General features: G+C 66.2%; 22 protein-coding genes and 1 tRNA gene. 12 read left to right on the plus strand and 11 right to left on the minus strand.

The features are described from left to right. Positions 1-19 precede the first annotated feature (19 nt). Positions 20-2,176 carry a bifunctional (p)ppGpp synthetase/guanosine-3',5'-bis(diphosphate) 3'-pyrophosphohydrolase gene (locus tag QOL57_RS07925; protein WP_089236536.1) on the minus strand — a complete coding sequence of 719 codons (2,157 nt, stop codon included), beginning with the start codon at positions 2,174-2,176 and terminating at the stop codon, positions 20-22. Between the two features lie 129 nt (positions 2,177-2,305). Between QOL57_RS07925 and QOL57_RS07930 the strand changes: the two genes are divergently transcribed. Then, positions 2,306-2,842, plus strand: a complete 537-nt coding sequence (locus tag QOL57_RS07930; protein WP_089236537.1) for a hypothetical protein — start codon at positions 2,306-2,308, stop codon at positions 2,840-2,842. Between the two features lie 107 nt (positions 2,843-2,949). Here the strand turns inward: QOL57_RS07930 and hrpA are convergent, their stop codons facing one another. Then, positions 2,950-7,035, minus strand: coding sequence for an ATP-dependent RNA helicase HrpA (hrpA, locus tag QOL57_RS07935; RefSeq protein WP_089236538.1), 4,086 nt, complete (start codon positions 7,033-7,035; stop codon positions 2,950-2,952). An 86-nt stretch (positions 7,036-7,121) separates the two neighbouring features. Here hrpA and QOL57_RS07940 point away from each other — a divergent pair, with 86 nt between their 5' ends. From QOL57_RS07940 to QOL57_RS07965, 6 genes are all read left to right on the plus strand, one after another. Beyond that, entirely contained in the window at positions 7,122-7,670 is a 549-nt protein-coding gene (locus QOL57_RS07940) for a Dps family protein (RefSeq protein WP_089236539.1), read from the plus strand. Between the two features lie 557 nt (positions 7,671-8,227). Beyond that, complete coding sequence (gene recQ, locus QOL57_RS07945; RefSeq protein WP_089236540.1) at positions 8,228-10,033, plus strand: DNA helicase RecQ; 1,806 nt, start codon at positions 8,228-8,230, stop codon at positions 10,031-10,033. Between the two features lie 164 nt (positions 10,034-10,197). After that, on the plus strand, positions 10,198-10,584 hold the full coding sequence (locus tag QOL57_RS07950) for a CopL family metal-binding regulatory protein (protein ID WP_089236541.1): 387 nt from the start codon (positions 10,198-10,200) through the stop codon (positions 10,582-10,584). 75 nt (positions 10,585-10,659) lie between these two features. Continuing rightward, a complete protein-coding gene (locus tag QOL57_RS07955) occupies positions 10,660-12,471 on the plus strand; it encodes a copper resistance system multicopper oxidase (RefSeq protein WP_089236542.1) in 1,812 nt (603 codons plus the stop codon). Further along, the gene (locus QOL57_RS07960) at positions 12,468-13,448 is read left to right on the plus strand and encodes a copper resistance protein B (protein ID WP_089236543.1); all 981 of its coding nucleotides are present in this window, start codon (positions 12,468-12,470) and stop codon (positions 13,446-13,448) included. Before QOL57_RS07955 ends, QOL57_RS07960 begins: the two co-directional genes overlap by 4 nt. Before the next feature lie 81 nt (positions 13,449-13,529). Then, entirely contained in the window at positions 13,530-14,042 is a 513-nt protein-coding gene (locus tag QOL57_RS07965) for a GNAT family N-acetyltransferase (protein WP_089236544.1), read from the plus strand. Between the two features lie 6 nt (positions 14,043-14,048). On the opposite strand, the gene QOL57_RS07970 is transcribed toward QOL57_RS07965, so the two are convergent. Then, the gene (locus QOL57_RS07970; protein WP_089236545.1) at positions 14,049-14,372 is read right to left on the minus strand and encodes a zf-TFIIB domain-containing protein; all 324 of its coding nucleotides are present in this window, start codon (positions 14,370-14,372) and stop codon (positions 14,049-14,051) included. 143 nt (positions 14,373-14,515) lie between these two features. Here QOL57_RS07970 and QOL57_RS07975 point away from each other — a divergent pair, with 143 nt between their 5' ends. Together QOL57_RS07975 and QOL57_RS07980 are read left to right on the plus strand one after the other, a co-directional pair. Beyond that, entirely contained in the window at positions 14,516-15,289 is a 774-nt protein-coding gene (locus QOL57_RS07975; protein ID WP_176429829.1) for a CPBP family glutamic-type intramembrane protease, read from the plus strand. A gap of 92 nt (positions 15,290-15,381) precedes the next feature. Next, a complete protein-coding gene (locus QOL57_RS07980; protein ID WP_089236547.1) occupies positions 15,382-15,804 on the plus strand; it encodes a response regulator in 423 nt (140 codons plus the stop codon). Between the two features lie 102 nt (positions 15,805-15,906). Here the strand turns inward: QOL57_RS07980 and QOL57_RS07985 are convergent, their stop codons facing one another. Beyond that, positions 15,907-16,845, minus strand: coding sequence for an alpha/beta hydrolase-fold protein (locus tag QOL57_RS07985; protein WP_089236548.1), 939 nt, complete (start codon positions 16,843-16,845; stop codon positions 15,907-15,909). A gap of 87 nt (positions 16,846-16,932) precedes the next feature. After that, positions 16,933-17,778 carry an alpha/beta hydrolase-fold protein gene (locus QOL57_RS07990; RefSeq protein WP_089236549.1) on the minus strand — a complete coding sequence of 282 codons (846 nt, stop codon included), beginning with the start codon at positions 17,776-17,778 and terminating at the stop codon, positions 16,933-16,935. Between the two features lie 748 nt (positions 17,779-18,526). Here QOL57_RS07990 and QOL57_RS07995 point away from each other — a divergent pair. Beyond that, positions 18,527-18,883: a hypothetical protein gene (locus QOL57_RS07995; RefSeq protein WP_089236550.1), complete on the plus strand. Its 357-nt coding sequence runs from the start codon at positions 18,527-18,529 to the stop codon at positions 18,881-18,883. 80 nt (positions 18,884-18,963) lie between these two features. Next, positions 18,964-19,272 (plus strand): hypothetical protein, encoded by a 309-nt coding sequence (locus tag QOL57_RS08000; RefSeq protein ID WP_089236551.1) that lies wholly within the window; start codon positions 18,964-18,966, stop codon positions 19,270-19,272. 73 nt (positions 19,273-19,345) lie between these two features. On the opposite strand, the gene QOL57_RS08005 is transcribed toward QOL57_RS08000, so the two are convergent. After that, positions 19,346-19,421, minus strand: a tRNA-Lys gene (locus tag QOL57_RS08005). A gap of 174 nt (positions 19,422-19,595) precedes the next feature. On the opposite strand from QOL57_RS08005, the gene QOL57_RS08010 reads away from it, so the two are divergent. Further along, positions 19,596-20,609, plus strand: a complete 1,014-nt coding sequence (locus QOL57_RS08010; RefSeq protein ID WP_089236552.1) for a DUF2268 domain-containing putative Zn-dependent protease — start codon at positions 19,596-19,598, stop codon at positions 20,607-20,609. Between the two features lie 87 nt (positions 20,610-20,696). On the opposite strand, the gene queC is transcribed toward QOL57_RS08010, so the two are convergent. The 5 genes from queC to tolB all read right to left on the minus strand — a co-directional run bounded on the left by queC (position 20,697) and on the right by tolB (position 25,005). Beyond that, positions 20,697-21,362: a 7-cyano-7-deazaguanine synthase QueC gene (gene queC / locus QOL57_RS08015; protein WP_089236553.1), complete on the minus strand. Its 666-nt coding sequence runs from the start codon at positions 21,360-21,362 to the stop codon at positions 20,697-20,699. Positions 21,363-21,439: 77 nt separating this feature from the next. Then, positions 21,440-22,141: a 7-carboxy-7-deazaguanine synthase QueE gene (gene queE / locus QOL57_RS08020; protein WP_089236554.1), complete on the minus strand. Its 702-nt coding sequence runs from the start codon at positions 22,139-22,141 to the stop codon at positions 21,440-21,442. A gap of 139 nt (positions 22,142-22,280) precedes the next feature. Next, a complete protein-coding gene (ybgF, locus tag QOL57_RS08025; RefSeq protein WP_088100990.1) occupies positions 22,281-23,099 on the minus strand; it encodes a tol-pal system protein YbgF in 819 nt (272 codons plus the stop codon). Positions 23,100-23,102: 3 nt separating this feature from the next. Beyond that, complete coding sequence (pal, locus tag QOL57_RS08030; protein WP_089236555.1) at positions 23,103-23,621, minus strand: peptidoglycan-associated lipoprotein Pal; 519 nt, start codon at positions 23,619-23,621, stop codon at positions 23,103-23,105. A gap of 64 nt (positions 23,622-23,685) precedes the next feature. After that, positions 23,686-25,005, minus strand: coding sequence for a Tol-Pal system beta propeller repeat protein TolB (tolB, locus tag QOL57_RS08035; RefSeq protein WP_089236556.1), 1,320 nt, complete (start codon positions 25,003-25,005; stop codon positions 23,686-23,688). Between the last annotated feature and the right edge of the window lie 219 nt (positions 25,006-25,224).

The raw sequence follows: 25,224 nt of genomic DNA on the forward strand, positions 1-25,224 counted from the left end.
AGCCGGGGCAGCGTGAAGCTCAGCCCAGACGACGCGCCTCGCTGACGCCGGGCAGCGCATCGAGCTTGCCCAGCAGATTCGACAACTGGCCGTAGTCGCTGACCTTCAGCCGCAGGCGCAGATGCGCGCGGCCACTGTTGCGGACGTTGTCGCTGTGGATGTCCAGCACGTAGGCGTCTTCCTGTGCGATCAGGTTGGTGATGTCCTTCAGCAGCCAGCGGCGGTCGACCGCCTCGACCACCACGTCCACTTCGTAGCCACCGCCGGCCTGGCCCCATTCCACCGGCAGGATCCTTTGCGGGCTGGTCGCGGCCAGTCGCGCCAGTGCGACGCAGTCTGCACGATGCACCGTGACACCCCGGCTACGGGTCAGGTAGCCGACAATCGGTTCGCCTGCCACCGGCTGGCAGCAGCGCGCCAGCTGCACCAGCAGGTTGCCCACGCCCTGTACGGTGAACTTGGACTTGCCCAGGTTCTCGCGGCGCGCGGTCGGCCGCGGCAGGGTCGGCGGTGCGACCGGCTGGCTGGCCGCACGCTCGGCTTCAAGCAGCGAACGGCTGACCTGGTTGGGGCCAGTATCGCCGAGGGCGACCTGGATATAGAGGTCGTCGACACTGTCGGCATGGAACTTCTTCGCCGCTGCGGACAGGTCCGAATGCTGCAGGCCCAGCCGTTTCAGTTCGCGCTCCAGCAGCTCGCGCCCTGCCTGCACGTTGCGCGCACGGTCCAGCTTGTGGAACCAGCTGCGCACCTTCTCGCGCGAGCGGTTGCTGGCCAGGAAGCCGTTGGCCGGCATCAGCCAGTCGCGGCGCGGGTCGGCCTCCTTGCCGGTCAGGATCTCGACCCGATCACCGCTGCGCAGCCGGTAGGTCAACGGCACGATGCGGCCGTTGACCTTGGCGCCACGGCAGCGGTGCCCGACCATGGTGTGCACCTGGTAGGCAAAATCCAGCGGTGTGGCACCCTGCGGCAGGTCCAGCACCTCGTCCTTCGGGGTCAGCGCGTACACCCGGTCCTCGGTCAGCTCGGCATCGAGCGCCCCGGCCAGTTCATTGCCCTGCCCGTCCTGTGCCTGCTCCAGCAGCTGGCGCATCCAGGTGATCTTGCGATCGAACGACTTCTCCGCGCCCTTGCCGCCTTCCTTGTATTTCCAGTGCGCGGCCACGCCCAGCTCGGCCTGCGCGTGCATGTCGTGGGTCCGGATCTGTACTTCGATGGTGCGCCCTTCCGGGCCAACCACCGCCGTGTGCAGCGAGCGGTAATCGTTGGCCTTGGGCCGGGCGATGTAATCGTCGAACTCGCTCGGCACCGGCGCCCACAGCGCATGCACCACACCGAGCGCGGCGTAGCAGGCGGCCACGTCGTCGACCATTACCCGTACCGCACGGATGTCATACAGCTGGTCGAAGGCCAGGCGCTTCTTCTGCATCTTCCGCCAGATGCTGTAGATGTGCTTGGGTCGGCCACTGACCTCGGCGTGGATGCCCTGCACGCCCAGTTCACGCGACAGCACCTTCTTCACGTTCTCGACGTAGCGTTCGCGGGCGATGCGGGTTTCGTCGACCTCGCGCGCGATGCGCCGGTAGGTTTCCGGTTCCAGGTGGCGGAACGCCAGGTCTTCCAGTTCCCATTTCAACTGCCAGATGCCCAGCCGGTTGGCCAGCGGCGCATGGATGTCACGGGTCAACTGGGCCAGCGCGCGGCGCTGCTCTTCATCGAGCTTGTCGGCCGCGCGCATGCGCGCCAGCTGCCGGGCCAGCAGGATTGGTACCACCCGCAGGTCGCGGATGATGGCCAGCAGCAACCGGCGCAGGCCTTCACTGTTACGGCCCGCCTCGCGACCGGCATGCAGGGCCCACACCGGGTCGGCCGCATCCTGGCCATCGAGCAGGCCGATCACCGCCGCTTTGTGGCTACCCAGCGGCAACGCGTCGAGGTGAACGCGCAGGCCCGGCAGATCGAACAGCAGGGCCGCCACCACAGCGCCCTCGTCTGCCGAGAGCATCGCCAGCGCGTCCAGGGTATCGCCCAGCACCGACCAGCTGGCACGCATATGCGGGTCGCAGTCCGGCGCCTCCCAATGCCCGCGCAGGGCCTGGCGCAGCGGAGCAGGCAGCACGGCTGCCGAGGGACGGTTCAACAAGGCATCCAGGCCGGGGACGGAAGCGCGGTTCACAGCATCGAGCAGGCAAGACAGAAGCCCCTACACTAGCGCCGCAGCCGTTCAGGAACAATCGCCGCGGCCACCATCGCCGGGAATGTGGACATGCCGCTACACTCGCCGACATCCACGGGAGAGTTCCGCATGCCTTCGATCACCCAGCCTTTCCGCCCGCGCCTGCTGGCCTGTGCCGCCGTGCTGCTGTCCCTGTCGGCGCCCGCGCTGGCCCAGCGCGTGGTGCAGGGTGACCTGCAGCAGCAGATGTCAGCGGCCGAATTCAAGGCCGCAGGCTTGGACAAGCTCAATGCCGCCGAGCTGGCCACGCTGAACCGTTGGCTGCAGGGCAAGGTTGAAGCCGCCACCACCAAGGCCGTCGCTGCGGTGCGCGAAGAAGCGCGCGAGGAAGGCCGCCAGGAAGTGATCGTGAAGAACCGCGGCTTCTTCGACTTCGGCAGCAAGGAGCCGATCAGCGGGGCGCTGCAGGGCGAGTTCCGCGGTTTCGGCAAGGGCCGGATCTATGTGCTGGACAATGACCAGCAGTGGGAACAGACCGATACCACCTCGGTTTCCGGCGTGCGCAAGCAATCACCGAAGGTCAGCATCAGCCCCGGCGTGATGGGCGTGTGGTACCTGAAGGTCGAAGGCGTGAACGCCCAGCCCAAGGTGCGCCGCACCAAGTAACGGCGCCATCGGCCGCTACCGCCGAGACCCGCGGTAGATCCACGCCATGCGTGGATGGCATTCCGCTTGACCCCACCGGCGAGCACCCGGCGGGGTCGGGCCAAGGGTTACGAGGCCTGGCGCAGTGCGGTCACCCGCTGCGCCAGCTTCTTCGCCGAAACGCCGGTGCGTGCGCCCAGTTCCTGCGCGAACAACGACACCCTCAGTTCTTCCAGGTCCCAGCGCAGTGCCTGCCACTGCGGCCGCTCGCGCAGGCCCTGCTGCTCACCCACCTGCAACGCCTCCAGGAACGGGTGCAGTTCCAGCATGCGCGCCTGGTCTCGGGGTGGATCGCGCTTTGCACGTTCGGTGCGCAGGATCATCGCTTTCAGGTAACGCGGGTACTGCGCCAGAGCGTCAGCCGGCGTGTCGCGCAGGAAGCCGGGATGGATCAGCCCAACCAGCTGCGCTTCCATGTCATCCAGATTGCCGCGCGCCCAGCCCATCAACGGCGCTTCCAGCATCGGCTTCAACTCGGCCACAAGGGCAAGGATCGACTCGGCCAGTTTCAACCGCTGCATGGCTTCGCCGAACAGCGTTTTTGCTGCGTGTTCGCGACGCTGCTCGAATGCCGCCGCATCGCGGATATCACCCAGGCCGTCGGCCAGCACGGCATTCATCGCCGCATCGACCAGATCGCCACGCAGGCGCTCCTGGGTTTCGATCGAGGCGTACAACAGGCCGGTTTTCGCTGCGACCGGCAACTGCTTGCGTGCCTGCTTGATCTTCTCGCCCAGGCCGATCTCCAGCAGTCGGCGCACACCAAGCGGGTGTGATTCCTCGGCCTGTTGGCGATCGGCGTAGATACGCAATGCGACGCTGTCACCCTCATCCTTCAGCGCGGGATAGGCCGGCACGCCGGCTTCGCCCGGCACCTGCAGCGGAATCGGCGTGGCCGGGAACGTGCGCAGACCATCGGCCGCCATCTCGCGCCCGGCACGCGCGGCGAACGCATCGCCGGCACGGCCGCCGAACGTCGCACGCAGGACATCGAGGTCGCGCGACGTCGCCAGCACCTTGCCCTGCTCATCGCGCAGGCGCAGGTTCATGTGCAGGTGCGGCTCGATTGAACCGGGATCGAAATCGGTCGCGGCCACCGTTGCCCCGGTTGCCCGTGACAGGAAGCGCGCCAGCTCACCGGTGATCGCATCGGCGCTGGGTTGCGAGAACGCTTCGTAGAAGGCGCGCGCAAAATCCGGCGCCGGCACGTAGTTGCGCCGCATCGCCTTGGGCAGGCTGCGGATCAATGCCGCCGCCTTGTCGGCAACGAAACCGGGCGCAAGCCATCCCAACTGCACCGCATCCAATGCATTGAGCAGATGCAGCGGAACGTCCAGGGTCACGCCGTCATCCTCGGCACCCGGCTCGAAGCGGTAGTGCAGCGGCAGCCGCGCCTGGCCCAGTGCCAGGTACTTCGGGTAGCGCTCCTGCTCGCTGCCTTCGCCCGGCAGCAGATCCAGCAGCGACCAGTGCAGTCCCTTGCGTTGTTCCGGCGGCAACGCCTTCCACCACGCATCCAGCCCGGACGCGGAGTGGATCTGCGGCGGCACCCGGTCCAGGTACCAGCGTGCCTGCCAGTCCTCGTCGGCGACGATGCCGGCACGGCGCAGCTTGGCCTCTTCCTCGCGGGCCTGCTCCAGCACCTTCTGGTTGTCCGCCACGAAGCTGGCACGGGTGTTGATTTCACCGGTCACCAGTGCCTGGCGCACGAAGATGTCGTGCGCTTCGCCGGCATTGATGCGGCCGTAATGCACCGGTTTCTTCGGTGCCAGCACCAGCCCGAACAGGCTGATCTGTTCGGAGGCCAGCACCTGGCCCTGCGCACGCGACCAGTGCGGATCGAAGTGCTTGCGCAGCAGCAGGTGCGGCAGTTCGGCGATCACCCAGTCCGGCTCGATTGCCGCCAGGGTCATGCCCCATACCTTCTGCGTATCCAGCAGGTTGGCTGCCAGCAGCCACGGCGGCGGCCGCTTGGAAAGCGTCGAGCCGGGGAACGGCAGGAAACGGCGTTGGCGCGGCGCCTGGAAATCGCCCTTCTCGCTGCGATGGCCGATCTGCGTGGGCAGGCCCGACACCAGCGCCCGATGCAGGGTCTGGTAGGCAGCAGCGCGAACGCGTTCGCTGTAACCACCGCCGTCGGGCACCTGGTCCTTCTGCGCACGCGCGGCGACCGGCGCGGGCGCCGTTTCCGCCTTGCCCTCGCGGGCCAGGCGCGCGGCGCGGTGCAGCTGGCCTCGGGTCGCCTTCACCGCAGTGGCATCGTCGCGTGCGGCTGGCGGGGCACTGCTGCCAGCCAGCAGCGGCGCCATCGATACCTCATTGGTCTCTTCTTTCCAGCCCAGTTCCTCGCACAACAGGCGCAGCTGCCGATGCAGCTCGCGCCATTCACGCATGCGCAGGAAACCAAGGAAATGGCGGCCGCACCAGTCGCGCAGCTTGGACTGGGTCAGATCCTCATGGGACTGGCGATAGGCATCCCACAGACGTAGCACACCGACGAACTCGGAGCGGCCATCAGCGAACTGCGCATGTGCGTTATCGGCCGCGCCACGCGCTTCGGGCGGGCGCTCGCGCGGATCCTGGATGCCCAGGAACGAGGCGATCACCAGCATCGGCCGCAGGCAGCTGACCGCCTGTGCGGCAACCAGCATGCGTGCCAGCTTCACGTCCACCGGCAGGCGCGCCATCTGCTTGCCGATCGCGGTCAGATGGCGCTCGCTGTCGATCGCCCCCAGCTCGGTCAGATGCTGCCAACCATCAGCGACGGCCCGCTCATCCGGCGCCTCAAGGAACGGGAAGTCCTCGATGCGGCCCAGGCCGAGCTGCAGCATGCGCAGGATCACCCCGGCCAGGCTGGAGCGACGGATTTCCGGATCGGTGAACTCCGGCCGTGCCTGGAAATCGGCCTCGGCATAAAGGCGATAGCAGATACCTTCAGCCACACGGCCACAGCGGCCCTTGCGCTGGTTGGCACTGGCCTGCGAGATCGGCTCGATGTGCAGGCGGTCAAGCTTGTTGCGCGGGCTGTAACGTTTGACGCGGGCGAAACCGGGGTCGACCACATAACGGATGCGCGGAACCGTCAACGAGGTCTCGGCCACGTTGGTGGCCAGCACGATGCGCCGGTTCGGACCCGGGTTGAACACCCGGTCCTGGTCCTGGTTGGACAGCCGTGCGTACAGCGGCAGCACTTCGGTGTTGCGGTACTTGCGCCGTTCCAGCGACTGGTGCGCATCGCGGATCTCGCGCTCGCCCGGCAGGAAGATCAACACATCACCGCGCGAATCCAGCCGGGTGATTTCGTCGATGGCCGAGACGATCGCATCATTGACCGTGCGCTCGCCCTGGTCTTCGCCCTCGCCTTCCAGCGCGCGATAGCGCACCTCCACCGGATAGGTACGGCCTTCGACGCTGATCACCGGCGCGTTGTCGAAATGCTGGGCGAAACGCTCGGTGTCGATGGTCGCCGAAGTGACGATCAGCTTCAGGTCCGGGCGTTTGCACAGCAGCTGCTTGAGATAGCCGAGCAGGAAGTCGATGTTGAGGCTGCGTTCGTGCGCTTCGTCGACGATGATCGTGTCGTAGTTCGACAACCAGCGATCACTGGCGATTTCAGCCAGCAGGATGCCGTCGGTCATGAACTTGATGCGGGTGTCTTCGCCGACCTTGTCGTTGAAGCGCACCTGGTAGCCCACCAGCTGGCCCAGCTCGCTCTGCAGCTCCTGCGCGACACGGCTGGCGACCGCACGGGCGGCGATCCGTCGCGGCTGCGTGCAGCCGATCATGCCCGCCTGGCCACGGCCGGCGGCCAGGCACAGTTTCGGCAGCTGCGTGGTCTTGCCCGAACCGGTTTCGCCGGCGATCACCACCACCTGATGGTCTCGGATCAGCTGGGTGATGGTCTCGGCTTCACGCGCAATCGGCAGCTGAGGGTCCAGAGTAATGGCCGGCTGTTGTTGCGCCCGCGCCTGCCGGCGCTGCACCGAAACCTGCAAGGCCTGCTCGAAACTGGCGGCCAGCGCCGCATCCTGTGGCTTGGCTTGGCAACGCGAGAGCATTCCCAGCAATCGTCCACGGTCGCGGCTCATGGCGCCGTCGATGGCGGCACGCTGTTGGCGCTGGCGGGACTGCGGCATTTTGTCGATAGCGTTCATCAATCGGTTCGTTTAAAACTTTGAATGCGACCAGTCATCAAGACTGATTTATTGTGAAGGCCAACGATTCCACAAGGAGGAACCCCATGGCGAAGACCAAGAGCACGACCAAGCCCAAGACCGGCAAGCAGAAGCTTGCGGCTTCCGCGCCGTCGGCCCCGAACATCGATATCGGGATCACCCAGGGCAACCGCAAGAAGATCGCCGACGGTTTGGCGCGGTTCCAGGCCGATGCGTTCACGCTCTACCTGAAGACCCACAACTTCCACTGGAATGTCACCGGGTCGATGTTCAACTCGCTGCACACCATGTTCGAGACGCAGTACACCGAGCAGTGGGCGGCACTGGACGACGTGGCCGAGCGCATCCGCGCACTGGGCTTCAATGCCCCGGGCTCCTACCGGGAATTTGCTGCGCTGACCTCGATCGTCGAGGAGCCGGGCCTGACCGACAGTGCGGACTGGCGTGAAATGGTACGCCAGTTGGTGGTCGCCAACGAAGCGGTATGCCGTACGGCACGTGAAGTGCTGGATGTGGCCGACGACGCTGACGACGCCCCGACCGAGGATCTGATGACCCAGCGCCTGCAGACCCACGAGAAGTACGCGTGGATGCTGCGTTCCCTGCTCCAGTAAGGGGTGGGGGTTCGGCAGGGCGGCGCCCTGCACCCGCAGAGGCAACTGCAACGGCAACGGCCGAAGCAAAAGCTGGGTTCCTGTGGGTAGGCGGGGTGGGTCCGGTGGCAGGGGACGCCGTAAACCCGTCCTTGGGGGCTTGGCCGCGGCATCCATGCCGCGGACACCCCTGCCACCGGACCCACCCCGCCTTCGACAGATTTCCGCGATCTGTCGGACCATCTTGGGGTCAGATCCGTTTTCCGCAGGAAAACGGATCTGACCCCATTTTGTTTGTCGATATCTGACAGATTTGATCCACGCATGGCGTGGATGGCCCAACCGTCACCGGGAAACTGTCGAAGGTGGGGCGGTGTCGGATTGCGGGGTGTCCGCGGCATGGATGCCGCGGCCAAGCCCCCACGGACGGGTTTACGGCGTCCCCGCAATCCGACACCGCCCCGCCAAACCACGGATTACCCCAGAGCCGGCTGTTGCCTTTGACGTTGATGTTGCTCTGGCTCATAGCGGGTGCCGGGTGCAACCCGGCCGAACCCCCGCCGGGGTAAACTAGCCGGATGGCTTCCCGTCCCGCGCACGACCTGCTCCGCCGCGTCTTTGGTTACGACGATTTCCGTGGTCCGCAGCAGGACATCGTGGAGCATGTGGCTGCCGGTCACGATGCCCTGGTGCTGATGCCTACCGGTGGCGGCAAGTCGCTGTGCTACCAGGTGCCCGCCCTGCTGCGAGACGGCTGTGGCATCGTCATCTCGCCGCTGATCGCCTTGATGCAGGACCAGGTAGAAGCCCTGCGCCAGCTCGGCGTGCGCGCCGAATTCCTGAACTCGACCCTGGACGCCGAAACGGCCGCCCGGGTCGAACGCGAACTGCTCGCCGGTGAGCTCGACATGCTCTATGTCGCCCCCGAGCGCCTGCTGACCGGCCGCTTCCTGTCGCTGCTGTCGCGCAGCCGGATCGCCCTGTTCGCCATCGACGAAGCCCATTGCGTGTCGCAATGGGGCCACGACTTCCGCCCCGAATATCGGCAGCTGACCGTCCTGCACGAGCGCTGGCCGGAGATTCCGCGGATCGCCCTGACCGCTACCGCCGACCCGCCGACCCAGCGCGAGATTGCCGAGCGTCTGGACCTGGCCGAAGCACGACACTTCGTCAGCTCTTTCGATCGCCCCAACATCCGCTACACCGTGGTGCAGAAGGACAACGCCCGCAAGCAGCTGAGCGATTTCCTGCGCAGCCATCGCAGCGAGGCCGGCATCGTCTACTGCATGTCACGGCGCAAGGTGGAGGAAACCGCCGAGTTCCTGTGCACGCAGGGTTTCAACGCCCTGCCCTACCACGCCGGCCTGCCCTCGGAAGTGCGTGCCAACAACCAGCGCCGGTTCCTGCGCGAGGACGGCATTGTCATGTGCGCCACCATCGCCTTCGGCATGGGCATCGACAAGCCGGACGTGCGCTTCGTCGCCCACACCGATCTACCCAAGTCGATGGAAGGCTATTACCAGGAGACCGGCCGCGCCGGCCGCGATGGTGAAGCCGCCGAGGCCTGGCTTTGCTACGGGCTGGGCGATGTGGTGCTGCTCAAGCAGATGATCGAGCAGTCCGAGGCCAGCGAGGAGCGCAAGCAGCTGGAGCGGTCCAAGCTCGACCACCTGCTGGGCTACTGCGAATCGATGCAGTGCCGCCGCCAGGTGCTGCTGGCCGGTTTCGGTGAAACCTATCCCAAGCCCTGCGGCAACTGCGACAACTGCCTGACCCCGCCTGCGGCCTGGGATGCCACCATCCCCGCGCAGAAGGCCTTGAGCTGTGTGTACCGCAGTGGCCAGCGCTTCGGCGTCGGCCACCTGATCGACGTCCTGCGCGGCAGCGAGAACGAGAAGGTCAAGCAGCAGGGCCACGACAAGCTGAGCACCTACGCCATCGGCCGCGACCTGGATGCGCGCACCTGGCGCAGCGTGTTCCGCCAGCTGGTGGCTGCCAGCATGCTGGAAGTGGACAGCGAGGGACACGGCGGCCTGCGCCTGACCGATGCCAGCCGCGACGTGCTGACCGGTCGCCGCCAGATCAGCATGCGCCGTGATGCGGTCAGTGCCAGCACCGGGCGCGAACGTAGTGCGCAGCGCACCGGCCTGTCGGTGCTGCCACAGGACCTGGCCCTGTTCAATGCGCTGCGCGGCCTGCGCGCCGAGCTGGCGCGCGAGCAGAACGTACCGGCCTTCGTGATCTTCCACGACAGCACCCTGCGCAACATCGCCGAACAGCGCCCGACCTCGCTGGACGAGCTGGCCCGGGTCGGTGGCATCGGCGGCACCAAGCTCAGCCGCTATGGTCCGCGCCTGGTGGAGATCGTGCGCGAGGAAGGGTAGCGCCAACCGTACGCTGATGCCCCTGTAGAGCTGAGCCCACGCTCGGCTGCCGTTCGCGCAGAAGCGCCGAGCATGGGCTCGGCACTACATTGGTGCAGCTCCAACCTTGAACACACCATTCAGCATGAAGTGCATCCGGCCCCGCTTGCGGCTAAATTGACGCCATGTCCCTCGCCTCGACCCTGCTCCGTGTCGTGCTCATGCTCAGCCTGTTGCTCAACGGGCTGAACGCGGCCATGGCCAGCGGGCACGAAGAGATGGGCCGCATGGCCCACGCGATGACCTCGGCCATGACCGATGAGGGCGATGCGGACTGCCACCACCACGCCGGCATGACCGCCGACGAGGCGCCGCAGGCCAAGGCCCCCGCCCATGACGCGCACTGCCAGATCAAGGACTGCGTGCGCAGCTGCGCCCAGCATCCGCTGCTGGCGGTGCAGGCACTACCGTTCCTGGCCGGCCCCGGTCTTTCCTTGACCCCGCAGCCGATGCCTGCCAACGGCCGCCCGGCACCGCCGCTGCCGCCGATCTCACGCCCTCCCATCGGCTGATCCAACACGCCTCGTGCGCGCTGCGCACCGAAGCCGGCCCTGCGCTGGCGTCTTTCCGTGTTTGGAGTCACCACCATGAGTACCCGTATTCCTCCCGGCCCGGGCGCTGTGCCCATGCCGTCGCGTCGTCTTTTCGTGCAGGGCATCGCCGCTGGCGGCGTGGTTGCCGGCATCGCCGCAGCCGGCGTCCCGCAGCGTGCGCTTGCCGCCGCCTCTGCCGCGCCACGCCTGGCCGGCGCGCCGGCGGTCATCAGCGATACCCGCGTTGAACTGGCCATCGGCGAGTCGCTGGCCAACTTCACCGGCCGCACCCGCCCGGCGATCACCGTCAATGGCTCGCTGCCGGCACCGATCCTGCGCTGGCGCGAAGGCCAGACCGTGGACCTGTTCGTGCGCAACACGCTCGGCCAGCACCCCACCTCCATCCACTGGCACGGCATCCTGTTGCCGGCCAACATGGATGGCGTACCCGGCCTGAGCTTCAACGGCATCGGCCCCGGCGAGACCTACCACTACCACTTCAATCTCAAGCAGTCCGGCACCTACTGGTATCACAGCCATTCGCTGTTCCAGGAACAGGCAGGGCTGTACGGTGCGCTGATCATCGACCCGGCAGAGCCGGCGCCGTACCACCACGACCGCGAGCACGTGATCATGCTGTCCGACTGGACCGACATGGACCCGGGTGCGTTGTTCCGGCGCATGAAGAAGCTCGCCGAGCACGACAACTACTACAAGCGCACCCTGCCCGACTTCCTGCGCGATGCGAAGCGCGACGGGTGGTCGGCCGCACTGTCCGACCGCGGCATGTGGGGCCGGATGCGGATGACGCCCAGCGACATCTCCGACATCAACGCGCACACCTACACCTACCTGATGAACGGGACTGCGCCTGCCGGCAACTGGACCGGGCTGTTCCGCAGTGGCGAAAAGGTGCTGCTGCGTTTCATCAATGGCGCGTCGATGACTTACTTCGACGTGCGCATCCCCGGCCTGAAGATGACCGTGGTCGCCGCCGACGGCCAGTACATCCATCCGGTCAGCATCGACGAGTTCCGCATCGCCCCGGCCGAAACCTACGACGTACTGGTGGAACCCAGCGGCCAGGATGCCTTCACCATCTTCTGCCAGGACATGGGCCGCACCGGCTATGCCGCCGGCACCCTCGCCGTGCGCCATGGCCTGCAGGCACCGATTCCCGCGCGCGACCCGCGCCCGCTGCTGACGATGAGCGACATGGGTCATGACATGGGCGGCGGGGGCCACGGCGGCCACGACATGGCGGCGATGAAGGGCATGGAAGGCGGCTGCGGCGCCAGCATGGGCCACGGTGCGCATGGTGGCGGCGATACCGCCAGCAAGGCACCGAAGCATCCCGCCAGCGAGCGCAACAACCCGCTGGTGGACATGCAGAGCTCGGCCACCGAGCCGAAACTGGACGACCCCGGCATCGGCCTGCGCGACAACGGCCGCCAGGTGCTGACCTATGGTGCGATGCGCAGCCTGTTCGAAGACCCCGATGGCCGCGAGCCGAGCCGCGAGATCGAGCTGCACCTCACCGGCCACATGGAGAAGTTCTCCTGGTCGTTCGATGGCATTCCCTTCGCCGGTGCCGAGCCACTGCGCCTGAACTACGGCGAGCGCATGCGCATCGTGCTGGTCAACGACACCATGATGCAGCACCCGATCCATCTGCATGGCGTGTGGAGCGATCTGGAAAACGCGCAAGGTGAATTCCAGGTGCGCAAGCACACCATCGACATGCCGCCCGGCACCCGCCGCACCTATCGCGTGCGCGCCGATGCACTCGGCCGCTGGGCCTACCACTGCCATCTGCTGTACCACATGGAAGCCGGCATGATGCGCGAAGTGAGGATCGAAGAATGAGCCGCTCACTCCTTTCCCCCAGCCTGCTGGCCTTGGGCCTGGCTGCTGCATTGCCGGTATTCGCGCAATCACATGCAGGCCATGACATGGCCGCGATGGACCCGCCGGCGAAAACCGCGAAGGCGCCGGTCGAACGGGTCGATCATTCGAAGATGGACCATTCGAAGATGGACCATGGTGCGATGGAACCGGCGGCGATGGACCATTCCACGATGGACCATTCCCAGATGGATCACGCGGCGATGGGCCATGGCACGCCCGCACCTACCGAGCCACGCGAGCCGATCCCGGTCCCCACCGATGCCGATCGTGCGGCCGCATTCCCGCCCATCGCGCATGGTGCGATGGAGCACGCTCCGGAGATCAACAGCCTGTTGCTGATCGATCGCCTGGAACACTGGGATGGAAAGAACGGCAACGGCCAGGCCTGGGAGGCCAGCGGTTGGATCGGCGGCAACATCAACCGCCTGTGGCTGCGCACCGATGGCGAACGCAGCGAAGGCCGCACGGAATCGTCAGGCGTGGAAGCACTCTACGGGCGCGCCATTTCGCCGTGGTGGGACGTGCTGGTCGGCGTACGCCAGGACTTCCGCCCCGCCGACTCACGCACCTGGGCGGCGATCGGCATCCAGGGGTTGGCGCCGTACAAGTTCGAAAGCTCGGCCACGCTGTATGCCGGCTCCGGTGGCCAGCTGATGGCCAAGGCCGAAATCGAATACGACGTGTTGTTGACCAACCGGTTGATCCTGCAGCCCCTGCTGGAAGCGACCGTGGCCAGCAAGGATGAACCCGAGTACGGCATCGGCCGCGGCCTCAACAAGGTCGAAGCCGGCCTGCGCCTGCGCTACGAATTCAATCGCCGCTTCGCACCGTACATCGGCATCAGCCACGAACGCGCGTTCGGCGACACGGCAGACTATGCCGGCGACCATGCATGCGATACGCGCTGGGTCGCCGGCATCCGCATGTGGTTCTGAGCAGGCAATCGTGAGCACTAGCCAGCCCCGGCAACCACCGGGGCCGGCTACACTGCCGCACGTTCCATTGCAGGCTGCACCATGTCGTTGCATATCCGCCGCGCCACCCTGGCCGACGTCGACGTCTTGTCGGCGATCGCCATCGCCACCTACACCGAAACCTGGGGCGATTCCTATCCGCCGCAGGACCTGCGCACCTTCCTGCAGGATCACTACGGCAGCGCACCGCAGCGGGTCGAACTGTCCGACCCGCGCAGCGCGGTGTGGCTGCTGCTGGATGGCGAAACGGTGGTGGGCTATCTGGCCGCCGGTGCCAACACCCTGCCGCATGCGGACGCGCGCGACGGCGACGTCGAACTGAAGCGTCTGTACATCCTGGCCAGCCACCAGAACGGCGGCCACGGCGCGCGGCTGATGGATGCGTTCATGGCCTGGCTGGACCAGCCACAGCGCCGCACCCTGTGGGTGGGCGTGTGGGAAGAGAACTTCGGTGCGCAGCGCTTCTACGCGCGTTACGGCTGCAGCAAGGCCGGCGAGTACGACTTCATCGTCGGCGACAGCCGCGACCGCGAATTCATCCTGCGCCGGCCCTGAGCGGCGTCAGAAATCAAACAGCTCGGAGAGGAAGCTCTCCTTCTTCTTTTTCTTGTAGCCCTGGCTGTACTGGCCACGGTTGTCATCATGGCGCTGGCCGAGATGACGGGTATCGCGGTGCATCACCGGCGGCGGCGCGGCCTGCGGTTGCACAGGCGCGGGCCCTGGCGGCGGCATGGCGGCACCAGCACCGTCGGTGGCGCGTTCGATGATCTTGTCCAGTTCGCCACGATCCAGCCATACCCCACGGCAGCTCGGGCAGTAGTCGATCTCGATGCCATGGCGTTCGGACATCTGCAGGGTCTGGGTCTTGCACACGGGGCACAGCATTCGCATTGCTCCTGTCGGTCTGGCCTCGACTGTACCTGCGTGCGGATGACTGTGCGGCAACGCATGACCGATGGCAGAGGGACTTCCGGCGCGTGCCGCCCCATCCCCCGCCCTGCAGACTGCCCGCTCCCCCGCTGCAAGGAATGCAGATGACTGCCCGCGACTCGATTCCCACCGGCATGCGCCTGTTGCTGGTGCTGCTGGGCGTTGGCCTCGGCCTGAACGTGCGTGACATCAGTGCCGCGCTGGGAGCTCCGATTCCCGCCCTGCCCATGCCCTACGGTGGCAGCCTGCTGGACAACGCGCTGGCGGTGCTGGTGGCGCTGCTGCTGGCCGCGCTGCTGCGCCCCCGCGGTGTGGGCGTGCTGGCCAGCCTCGGCCTGCGGGGAAACGGCAGCGGCGGCCCGTTGTGGGTACTGCTGGCCAGCCTGCCGTGCTGGCTGGGGCTGGCCATGCTGGGGACGGCCAACACGGCGCTGACAGCACTGGATGCCGCGATGCTGGGCGTGCTGTTCCCGCTGGCCGAAGAAGTGCTGTTCCGCGGCCTCGGCTTCGCCCTGCTGGTACGCATCGTGCGCGGCCCGTGGCCGCTGCTGGCGCTGCCGCAGGCCCTGCTGTTCGGCATGGTGCACTGGCTGGGCTTTGGTGGCCTCGACGGCGGCGGCATGGCCCTGTTCGTCGGCGTAGTGATCGCCTTCGGTGGTTTCATCTTCGCCTGGCTCGACCACCTCGACGGCAACACCCTGTGGTGCGGTCTGGCCCTGCACATATCGATGAACCTGGCCTGGAATGTATTCAGCCTCGACGACGCCGTTGCGCTCGGCTGGCAGGCCACCAGCCTGCGCATCGGCACCGCACTGCTGGCGGTCGCAGCGCTGGCCTGGCAGGTTCGCCGCCGGCGCCAGCATCGGCTGTAACGCTCACTTAGCCTGGCGTGCACGCCGGAATCACCCCCGGCTTGCGCATACTTGCGCGCCTTTCATGCCCTGCCGTCCGGAGTTGTTGCGTCATGCTGCTGTCCAAGCGCCACGTTGAACCACGCGTCCTGCTGATCGAAGACGCCGAGGAAACCCGTGAACTGAGCCGGATGGCGCTGGAGAGCCAGGCCTGCCACGTCGCTGGCGTCAGCAGCGCCGAAGCCGCGCTGGGCCTGTTGGCGGCCGGTGAGCGCTTCGACCTGATGTTCACCGACGTCAATCTCGGCCGGGTCAGCGGCATCGAGGCCGCCAACCGCGTGCGCGGCCTCTATCCCGAGCTGCCGATCCTGGTGACTTCAGGCATGGACCAGCATGCCGTGCTGCCGCAGTTGCACGACGGCATCCACTTCCTGCCCAAGCCCTACAACATGAGCGAGCTGCTGGATGCGATCCGGCTGTGCTTCCGGCATGCGGATGTCGGCGTGTTGACCGCGGCGGATGCACAGGCCGCGTGAGGCATTCATCCACGCATGGCGTGGATCTACTGCGATGCGCACCGTTGCGTGAACGGAAAATGCTGCCAGTAGATCCACGCCATGCGTGGATGGAGCCGGCCGTCAACCGCCGGTATACGGCCCCTCACCCGGAAGCACCTGCAGCAGCGCACGGGTGATCACGCGCGGATACACAGTGAGATGGTCTTCGTCATCAATCACGATGTTCTCCACCTGCAGCTTTCGCCCACTGCCCTGCAGCTGGCCGGTGAAGTCGGCGGTCTGCCGCAGCATGTCATTGCCCGTTGAATAGCGTGGCCCCGGCTTGACCGTCTCGTAGCCGCCCACCGACAGCAGCACACGGGTGGGCTGCGAAGGCATTACCGCGGCGTCCTGCATGCGCGGCAGCAGGCCCTGGTCGAACCACAGCGACGGACTGGACAGGATGTAGGTGCCGAACATGTCGGGCTGGGTCGTCAGCACGTAAGCACCAAACAGCGCGCCATAGGAATGACCCGCGAACACGCGCCGGGCCGGATCGGTACGGTAGCGCGCATCGATCATCGGCAGCGCGTGGTCAGCCAGGAAGTCGCGGTAGTGGGCCGCGCCGCCATAGGTGACGTCATCGCTGTAATAGCCGGCAGGCGTGCGGACAGGATCACTGGGGGTGTAGTCGCGCGAGCGGCTCTGCTTGGACGTCAGGCCTTCCTGCGGCGGCAACCCGACCAGGATGAAATCCTCGATGTTGACACCCTGCTGCCCCACCAGGTTGCGCACGCTGCGCACCAGCGGAAAGCTGTACAGCGCATCGGTCACGTACAGCACCGGGTAGCGTTTTTCAGGATGCGCGGCATAGTCGGCCGGCAGTGCCACCCAGATCGGATAATCACGACCAACAGGATCGTGCACGCGCAGCGCTTCGGTATCCGGCAGCACCACGCCCGGCACAGCGGTGGCCGCGCTCTCCTTCGCTTCACCCTGCGCGGCTGGCGGCGCCACCGCCATCGCACAACCACTCACGGCCAGGCAGACCGCCACACTCCATCCACGTAAACGCTGCATCCGTTCGCTCTCCCGTTGCGGGCGGCGCACCCAGATGGCGCCGCTACCGCATCCTCACACGCCGCGTTGCTGCACGCCAAGCCACTCTCAGGGCGAGGCCGGCGGCGGTGCCGGGAACAGCGTGCGCAGCGCCTGCAGCGCCGCCGGGTGGTAGATCGTCGCGTGGGTCTCTTCCGGCAGCGGCTGGTATTTCACCAGCGTTGCCGGTGATGCCTGCTGCAGCTCCGCCGCCAAGCGTGCACTTGATGCGGCCAGTTCCGGCTGACCACTACTGGCCAGGAACAGCCGTGCGCCACTGCGGGCAACTGACGGCAACTGCTTGCCTGCGCCAGACAGCAAAGCGCTGCGGTTCCACCACAGGCTGGGGTCCAGCGCGATATAGCTGTTGAACAAGGTCGGCTCCTGCAGCAGCGTCTCGACCACGAACAGGCCCGCCAACGACTCACCGATCAACGCGCGCTCGTCGGTGGTCGGGTAGCGCTGGCGCACCTGCGGCATCAGTTCATCGCGCAGGAAATCACGGTACGCCGCTGAGCCACCAATGCGTGGCGCGATCTTGCGATCCTCCGCCACGTTGCTGGGGCCGGTCATGTCGCGGCGGCGCTCGGTGTTCTCGATGCCGACCAGCAGGAACGGACGCATGCTGCCGTTGCCGGTCAGCACCTGCACCAACCCGGCCACGTGCAGGAAATCCTCGCCGATGCCGCCGTCGGGCATGTATAGCACCGGCAGCGGCGTCTTCGGGTCCAGGCCCCACGGTTGCGGGCGGTACACGTTGATGCGGCGGGTTTCGCCCAGCGCCTTGGATTGCACGGTGAAGGTTTCGCCGATGGTCAGCGGCGAAGCGACCACCGGCTGCGACGCCGGTTCGGCGGCCATCAGCGGCGTGGCGGAGACAGCGGACAACAACAGCGACAGCACGATCAAGCGCATTCGGGCGCCCCATCCAGGGAAAGATGCCGAGCATAGCGTCCGGAGGCAAGCGTTGGCGGCTGCGACATGCTTAACATCCCTCTTAACATCCCTGCCAGATGCGTAGATCCACGCCATGCGTGGATGACTTGCCGTGACTCACGCCCGCGTACGGCCCCCCATACCGCGCGTGCACCGCCACGTGTCGCGTTTGAACCGCCAAGGACGCCTCTACCGTCGCACCTGCACCGAAATGCGGTGGGTACACAGGAACGCACAGAGGACATTGACGGCGAAAGCGAAGCCAGCTTTACACGCGCTGGTTCACGACAGATGCGCCGCCATGTGCGGTTTGCGGCATTCTCCAACGCGATCGACCACGCGCGAGAACGAATGCGTAGTGTACTGACGCTTGCTGCGCAGGGCACGCCTGCGCCACCATCGCCGCGCGCCTGGATTCCGCATTTCCTTCCGGAAATTTCTGATTGAAATCCAAGCGCGAGCGTAAACACCATGCTGCGCCACCGACAACGGGTGGCACCGGGCCTGCAAGCCCGTAACGACTATCAAGCACGTTGTTTGCGCTCGCCCGTCGGCACTGTTTCCGGACCGTGCCGGCGGGTGATCCGTCGGCCTCTATGGCGGGCGGTGCGTGGGGGTCTTCGGGCCCGCCGGTCAATTGCTTGATGTCATTCCGGCTTGCAGCCACGCACCGTCCGCCACCCGCTCTGCGCGGTGGCATTCCCACCCCAGAGCCGAGGAAGCCGAGATGACCGAACGTCCGTCCTATGCCTCATATGTAGCCAGCGTCAACGACGACGATGACAACCCCATACCCGAACTAAGCACGTTTCTGGGCTGCCTCGAACGCATCCGGGCGGGCGAAGGTGCAGACGGCCAGCCCTGGCCTGATGCAAGCCTTCCCGCAGGGCGCAGGGTGGCACTGTCACGCGTGGAGCGGGCTGCCGTCGGCATGCTGACCGTGGCAGAGATGCTGCACGCCATCGATCGCTGCCGATCGATGGCAACGCCGGATCGGCATCTGGATGACGGCGTGGTCGAAGGGCTGTTCTTCGCCTGCCGCGGGCTGGCGGAGCTGGTGTGCCGGGATATCCGGCCTGAGTAGGCGCACCTGCACCACAATCCAGCCCATACTCGGGCCGGGTTCGTCCCGAGTTCCATCGACACTGACACAAGGAGGTTCGCATGTTGAATGCCATGATCATTGCCGCACTGGCCGCAAGCCCGGCCGCGTCCGTACCGTACGCCGACTGCCTGCTCGGCAACATCCAACCCGGCCTGTCCGACCGTGCCGTGCAATTGGTGCAGCAGGCATGCGCCGCGAAGCATCCCGACAGTTTCATTGCCTCGCTGGAACTGGAGCGCAATTACAGCGCCCAGCGGCAGGCTCGGTTCGACGCTGAACGCGCCGCAGTAGAGCGTGCTGCGAATGCTGCCGCCAAGGTAGAGGCAGACCTCGAGACAGCCCGTTCCCAGGGCGCGAAGTCCAGGTAGGACTCCACGTTCCGCAACAAAAAAGGCACCGCTTCGCGGTGCCTTTTTCTATGACCGAAGTCATTGCCTGCAATGGTGGGCCGTGATGGATTCGAACCATCGACCAAAAGATTAAAAGTCTTCTGCTCTACCGACTGAGCTAACGGCCCATGCAAGGCCCCGGCCTTTCGGCGGGGTGGGCATTCTACCGTACTTTTCCGGGCTGGGTGAAGCCGGGGATCTATCAGGTTGCCGGCCAGCGGCCGGCACCGCCCAAACTGCGGGCGTCTAAACCTTTCCGCCGCCCGCCGCATCTCACCTGCGACCCTGCCCCGGAGCGATGGATGCGCCTGCCACTGCCGCTGATGCTCGCCCTGTTGCTGCCGTTTGCCGCCTCTGCGGCATCGCCTACACAGGTGCGGACCGACGATATCGACCGCTTCTGGGCTACCTACGATGCGGTGCTTGCCGAACCCGATGCCGCGCAGCGGGTGGCCCTGGTCCAGCAGCGCTACATCGATCCGGGCAGCCCCGGCCTGCATGCGCTGATGAAGGTGCGCAACTACACCGCCGCCGAGTACGCCGACGCCATGCTCGCCTGGCCGCGCTTCTGGGCCTCGGTGCGGCCGCTGACCACCAACGTACAGCAGGCCAGCGCCACGCTGGAGCGGGATCTGGCGGCGTTCCGCAGGCTCTACCCCGCCCTGCGCCCGGCCAGCATCACCTATGCGGTGGGCGTGCTGCGCACAGGTGGCACCACGCTGGGCAACCAGGTGCTGATCGGCGCGGAAATGGCACTCGGCGATGCAAGCGTGGATGTCAGCGAACTGCCGGAGCCGTTGCGCAGCCGCCTGCGGATCTTCTACGACAGCATTCCGGGCGCGAACAATGCGCAGAACAACCTGCATGAGTACGTGCACACCCAGCAGCGCGAGACCACCGGTTCCCTCGCGCAGTACGCGGTGCGCGAGGGCGTGGCCGAGTACATCGCCGAGCGGATCAGCGGGCGCCGACCGGCACTGCCGCTGTATGCCTACGGGCCGTTGCACGAATCGGAGATCCGCCTTCGCTTCATCGCCGAGATGGACGGCGATGACCTGGACAACTGGCTGTACAACAGCGCCCGCAATGCGTTCGGGGTGAGCGATCTGGGCTACTACGCGGGGTATCGCATCGCGCAGGAGTACATGCGCCGGCAGCCTGATGAGCAGGCGGCGATCGCACGGATGATCGAGCTGGATTACGAGGATCCTGCAGCGGTGCGCGGCTTCATCGAAGCATCGGGTTGGTTGCGGCCTGCGCGCGCCAATGAGGCTGCCGGCCAGCGGCCGGCACTACCGGAATCCAAGCGCCGGTAGCGCCAGGATAGGGAGTGCCAACCAAGGTTGGCACCTACCAGTATCAGACCACCCGGTGGTGCCGGGCCATGCCCGGCGGCCCGCGTCTCAGGCGTACAGCGTCGGGTCGGCCACGCCGGCGTCGGTGAAGCCCTGCGCGCGCAGTCGGCAGGCGTCGCAGTGGCCACAGGCCGCGCCGCTGGCATCGGCGTTGTAGCAGGACACGGTCAGGCCGAAGTCCACGCCCAGGCGCACGCCTTCGCTGACGATCTGGCCCTTGCTGAGGAACTGCAGCGGCGCGTGCACGGTGATGCCCGCGCCTTCCACGCCCGACTTGGTCGCCAAGTTGGCCAGCGCCTGGAAGGCGGCGATGAACTCGGGGCGGCAATCCGGGTAACCGGAGTAGTCCACGGCGTTGACGCCGCAGAAGATGTCGTTGGCACCGAGTACTTCGGCCCAGCCCAGCGCCAGCGACAGCATGATGGTGTTGCGCGCCGGCACGTAGGTAACCGGGATGCCCTCGCCGCCCGCCTCGGGCACGTCGATATCGTCGGTCAGCGCCGAGCCGCCGATGCTGCGCAGGTCCACGTCCACGGTCTTGTGCACGATCACGCCCTGGGCCTTGGCCACGCGCGCGGCGGCATCCAGCTCGGAGGTATGGCGCTGGCCGTAACGCACGCTCAGGGCATGCACGGCGAAGCCCTGTTCCTGGGCCATGGCGATGACGGCGGCTGAATCCATGCCGCCGGAGAGAAGCACGACTGCCTTCTTCATGGGTAAATCATCCGGTTTGGGGGAAAAGCCAGCACGCTGTCCCGCGCCGGAACTACATCAAGGAACAACGGACGGGCTCAGCGGCCCGGTTCGTCATTCCAGAGAATCTTATGCAACTGCATCTGGAAGCGCACCGGCAACCGGTCTTCCACGATCCAGTCAGCCAGCTGGCGGGCGGTGATCTCGCCCTTGCTGGGCGAGAAGAACACCATCGTGCGCTGCACCAGTTGGTGCTCGGCGACCATGGCCTTGGCCCAGTCGTAGTCTTCGCGGTTGCAGATCACGAACTTGATCTGGTCGCGCGCGGTCAGCAGCGGCAGGTTTTCCAGCTTGTTGCGCGCGACCTCGGCCGAGCCGGGGGTCTTGATGTCGACCACACGCGATACACGCGGATCGACCGCGCTGACGTCCAGCGCGCCGGACGTTTCCAGCGACACATCCAGGCCGGCATCGCACAGCTTCTGCAGCAGCACCAGGCAGCGCTTCTGTGCCAGCGGCTCGCCGCCGGTGACGCATACATGGCGCACACCCTGCGCCAGCACCTCGGCGACGATGTCATCAATGTCCCACCAGGTGCCGCCGTGGAAGGCGTACGCGGTGTCGCAGTACTGGCAGCGCAGCGGGCAACCGGTCAGGCGCACGAACACGGTCGGCCAACCGGCGGTATCGGCCTCACCCTGCAGCGAGGTGAAGATCTCGGTGATCTTCAGGCGCGGCAGTGGCGACTGCACGATCTCGCTGGGCGTGGCGACGGCGTTGGACGGAGTGACGGCGGTCATGGCAAACAATTCTTCATGGGGCGGGCGACGGATGTATCGGCGCCGGAAACGAAAGCAGCCGAGCATGGGCTCGGCTCTACAGGAGGCTGCCGGGAGTCAACCCAGCGCCAGGGGGCGTATTGTACGCCCGGTCAGCGGATCAGCGGATCTGATTGCCGAGGCGGATCGACTGCAGGCGGTCCTGCGCGGTACGCGCGGCATCCGAGCCCGGGTATTGCGCCACGACGGTCTCCAGCGTCTGCTGGGCCTGGTCGACCTTGCCCTCGCCATACTGCGAGAGGCCGACCTTGAGCAGGCCACCTGCGGCCTTGTCGTGGGTGGGATAGCGCGAGAGCAATTCGCGGAACTGGGACTCGGCCATCGGGAAATTGCGGGTGGCGTAATAGCTCTCGCCCAGCCAGTACAGCGCATTGGGGGCGTAGACGCCGTTCGGGTACAGCTCCAGGAAGCTCAGGAACAGCTGCGCCGAATCATCGTACTTGCCTGCCTTCAACGCATCGAAGGCCACGTTGTAGGACGTACGCTCGTCACCGGTGACGGCCAGGCTGCCCGGGTCACCATGGACGGAAGGCGGCCGCTCGGAAGTGGCCGCCGCTGCGGGTTTTGCCGGGGCTGCAGGAGCCTTCGGTGCGCTCGCCGGAACAGCAGGCAGGGCCGGGGCGGCAGAGCCCCCTTCCAACCGGTTCAGGCGGCTGTCCAGATCCAGGTACTGGTCCTGGGCGGACTGCTTGAGCTGGGCGTTGTCGTGCTGGAGTTGCTCGATCGAGGCCTGCAGGCTGGTGACCTGCTGCCGCAGCTGATTGATCTGGTTCAACAGGTCCTGGTTGGCACTGTTGTTGTACATCTGCTGCTCGAGCGAACCGACACGGTCGGCCAGACTCTGACGTTGTGCATGCGCCGGTGCGGCAGCCACGAGGGCTGCCGCAACGACCAGCATCAGTTTGATGCCAAGGCGCATGGATTACTGCGCGGTGTAGACGATTTCGACGCGACGGTTCTGCGACCAGCAGGACTCGTTCGACTCGGTGCAGACCGGACGCTCTTCACCGTAGGACACGACGGTCAGCTGCGAAGCCGAGCCACCGTTGGCCTGCAGCGCCGAGTTGACGCCGTTGCCACGACGCTCGCCCAGGGCCTGGTTGTACGCGCGCGAACCGCGCTCGTCGGTGTGGCCCTGCAGGGTGATGCGCGAAGACGGACGGTCACGCAGGTACTTGGCGTGGCAAGCCATGATGGCCTGGAATTCCGGCTTCACTTCTTCCTTGTCCAGGTCGAAGTAGACAACGCGCTGACGCAGGCAGGCATCGGTGTCCAGATCGCCCGGGCCGTACAGGCCGGAGGTGGACGGACCGGTCGGGGTGGTGGTCGAGGTGCCGGTATCGACCGGAGCCGGAGCTTCTTCCTTGACCTTCTTCGAGCAACCGGCCAGGACGGCCACGGACAGCAGGGAAACAAGCAGAACGCGGGTGGACTTGTTCATGGCGATACCTTTGTGGCTCCTAAGCCGATGAGGGGTTCAATACAGAGAAAATATTAACACTCTTTTAGCGCTGGGTACGGTATGGGGACCATGCCGGCTCGCGCACATCACCGTCTGCCAGAACCAGGCGCTGGCGCACGCGCGCGTCGGCCGAGACGGCGTACAGCACACCACGACCACCCTCACGGGCGGCATACAGCACCATGCTCGCGTTGGGCGAGAAGCTCGGCGATTCGTCCAGCGAACCCGGCGACAGCGTGCTCCAACGGGGCGAGCCCAGCGAGCTGTCCATCAGCGCGATCTTGTAGCTGTTGCCCGAACCCTGGGCCACGGCGATCTTCTTGCCGTCGTAGGACACCGAGGGCTTGGCGTTGTAGTTGCCCTGGAAGGTCACGCGCTCGGCGCTGCCACCACCGGCACCGACCTTGTAGACCTGCGGGCGACCGCCGCGGTCGGAAGTGAAGTACACCGCGCTGCCGTCCGGGGCCCAGGTCGGCTCGGTGTCGATGGCGAAGTGGTTGGTCAGCTGGGTCAGCTGCTTGCTGCCCAGGTCCATCACGTAGATTTCCGGGTTGCCCGAACGCGACAGGGTCAGGGCCAGCTTGCGGCCGTCCGGCGAGAAGGCCGGGGCGCTGTTGATGCCGCGGAAACTGGTGACCAGTTCACGGGCGCCGGTGGAGATGTTCTGGATGTAGATGGCCGAGTTGCCACGTTCGAAGCTCACGTAGGCCAGCTTGTTGCCATCCGGGCTCCACGACGGCGACAGCAGCGGCTCGGCCGAACGCACGATGGTCTGCGGGTTGAAGCCGTCCGAGTCGGCGACCATCAGCGCATAGCGCATGGCGTCGCCCTTGCCGCTGGCGGTCACGTAGGCGATGCGCGTCCAGAAGGCGCCGCGGACACCGGTGATCTTCTCGTAGATGGCGTCGGCCATCTGGTGGGCGACGTCACGCATGGCATTGCCGCGCGCGGTCATCGCCAGGCCCAGCAGGCGCTCGCCCTTGGGCACGTCGAACAGTTCGTACTCGACGCGGTAGGCGCCGGCACCGGCGTCCATGACCCGGCCGACGACGATGTAGTTCTGCTTCAGCGCGCGCCAGGTGGCGAACTGGATGTCACCGCCACGGATCGGCTTTTCGACGATCTGCGCTTCGGGCAGCGTGCGGAACTGGCCCGAACGTTCGAGGTCGGCACGGACCACACCGGCGACGTCGGTCTGCGGGGCAGCGGCCGAACCCTGGTAGGGCATCGGCACGATGGTAATCGGCAACGCGGAGGCATTGCCGCCGATGATGTCGATATCCAGCCCCTTCTGCTGCGCGACGGCAGCGAAAGGCAACAACAGGGCCGCAAACACGGCAAGCCAGCGAGGCATCTTCTTCATGGAGCGCTCAAATAGGGGGAACCGGAACGAGGGATAACAAAACGGCAGTGAACCGCTTCGCAATCATGAACCAAGGGTACGTGAATTCCGGGTCAGTGCCAGCCAGGTCTCTCACATGCCGTTAACGTCGCGGCCAACTTCCGTGCGGATGACTCGTCCAAAGCATGGCTTGGACGGCACCGTACGATCCAGAGTCAGAGGCGTCATCGCATAACGGGA

Origin of the sequence: Stenotrophomonas sp. yr243, from assembly GCF_900184195.1 — a bacterium.
GTDB classification, from domain to species: Bacteria; Pseudomonadota; Gammaproteobacteria; order Xanthomonadales; family Xanthomonadaceae; genus Stenotrophomonas; species Stenotrophomonas lactitubi.

Bases quoted from the DNA above. Each gene is read 5' to 3' on its own strand.
- QOL57_RS07995 (WP_089236550.1), top strand. From the start codon at position 18,527: ATGACCGAACGTCCGTCCTATGCCTCATATGTAGCCAGCGTCAACGAC.
- QOL57_RS07985 (WP_089236548.1), bottom strand. From the start codon at position 16,845: ATGCAGCGTTTACGTGGATGGAGTGTGGCGGTCTGCCTGGCCGTGAGT.
- recQ (WP_089236540.1), top strand. From the start codon at position 8,228: ATGGCTTCCCGTCCCGCGCACGACCTGCTCCGCCGCGTCTTTGGTTAC.
- QOL57_RS07960 (WP_089236543.1), top strand. From the start codon at position 12,468: ATGAGCCGCTCACTCCTTTCCCCCAGCCTGCTGGCCTTGGGCCTGGCT.
- QOL57_RS07970 (WP_089236545.1), bottom strand. From the start codon at position 14,372: ATGCTGTGCCCCGTGTGCAAGACCCAGACCCTGCAGATGTCCGAACGC.
- tolB (WP_089236556.1), bottom strand. From the start codon at position 25,005: ATGAAGAAGATGCCTCGCTGGCTTGCCGTGTTTGCGGCCCTGTTGTTG.
- QOL57_RS07950 (WP_089236541.1), top strand. From the start codon at position 10,198: ATGTCCCTCGCCTCGACCCTGCTCCGTGTCGTGCTCATGCTCAGCCTG.
- QOL57_RS07940 (WP_089236539.1), top strand. From the start codon at position 7,122: ATGGCGAAGACCAAGAGCACGACCAAGCCCAAGACCGGCAAGCAGAAG.
- QOL57_RS07990 (WP_089236549.1), bottom strand. From the start codon at position 17,778: ATGCGCTTGATCGTGCTGTCGCTGTTGTTGTCCGCTGTCTCCGCCACG.
- QOL57_RS07955 (WP_089236542.1), top strand. From the start codon at position 10,660: ATGAGTACCCGTATTCCTCCCGGCCCGGGCGCTGTGCCCATGCCGTCG.
- QOL57_RS07965 (WP_089236544.1), top strand. From the start codon at position 13,530: ATGTCGTTGCATATCCGCCGCGCCACCCTGGCCGACGTCGACGTCTTG.
- QOL57_RS07980 (WP_089236547.1), top strand. From the start codon at position 15,382: ATGCTGCTGTCCAAGCGCCACGTTGAACCACGCGTCCTGCTGATCGAA.
- pal (WP_089236555.1), bottom strand. From the start codon at position 23,621: ATGAACAAGTCCACCCGCGTTCTGCTTGTTTCCCTGCTGTCCGTGGCC.
- QOL57_RS08010 (WP_089236552.1), top strand. From the start codon at position 19,596: ATGCGCCTGCCACTGCCGCTGATGCTCGCCCTGTTGCTGCCGTTTGCC.
- QOL57_RS08000 (WP_089236551.1), top strand. From the start codon at position 18,964: ATGTTGAATGCCATGATCATTGCCGCACTGGCCGCAAGCCCGGCCGCG.
- ybgF (WP_088100990.1), bottom strand. From the start codon at position 23,099: ATGCGCCTTGGCATCAAACTGATGCTGGTCGTTGCGGCAGCCCTCGTG.
- QOL57_RS07930 (WP_089236537.1), top strand. From the start codon at position 2,306: ATGCCTTCGATCACCCAGCCTTTCCGCCCGCGCCTGCTGGCCTGTGCC.
- queE (WP_089236554.1), bottom strand. From the start codon at position 22,141: ATGACCGCCGTCACTCCGTCCAACGCCGTCGCCACGCCCAGCGAGATC.
- hrpA (WP_089236538.1), bottom strand. From the start codon at position 7,035: ATGAACGCTATCGACAAAATGCCGCAGTCCCGCCAGCGCCAACAGCGT.
- QOL57_RS07975 (WP_176429829.1), top strand. From the start codon at position 14,516: ATGCAGATGACTGCCCGCGACTCGATTCCCACCGGCATGCGCCTGTTG.
- queC (WP_089236553.1), bottom strand. From the start codon at position 21,362: ATGAAGAAGGCAGTCGTGCTTCTCTCCGGCGGCATGGATTCAGCCGCC.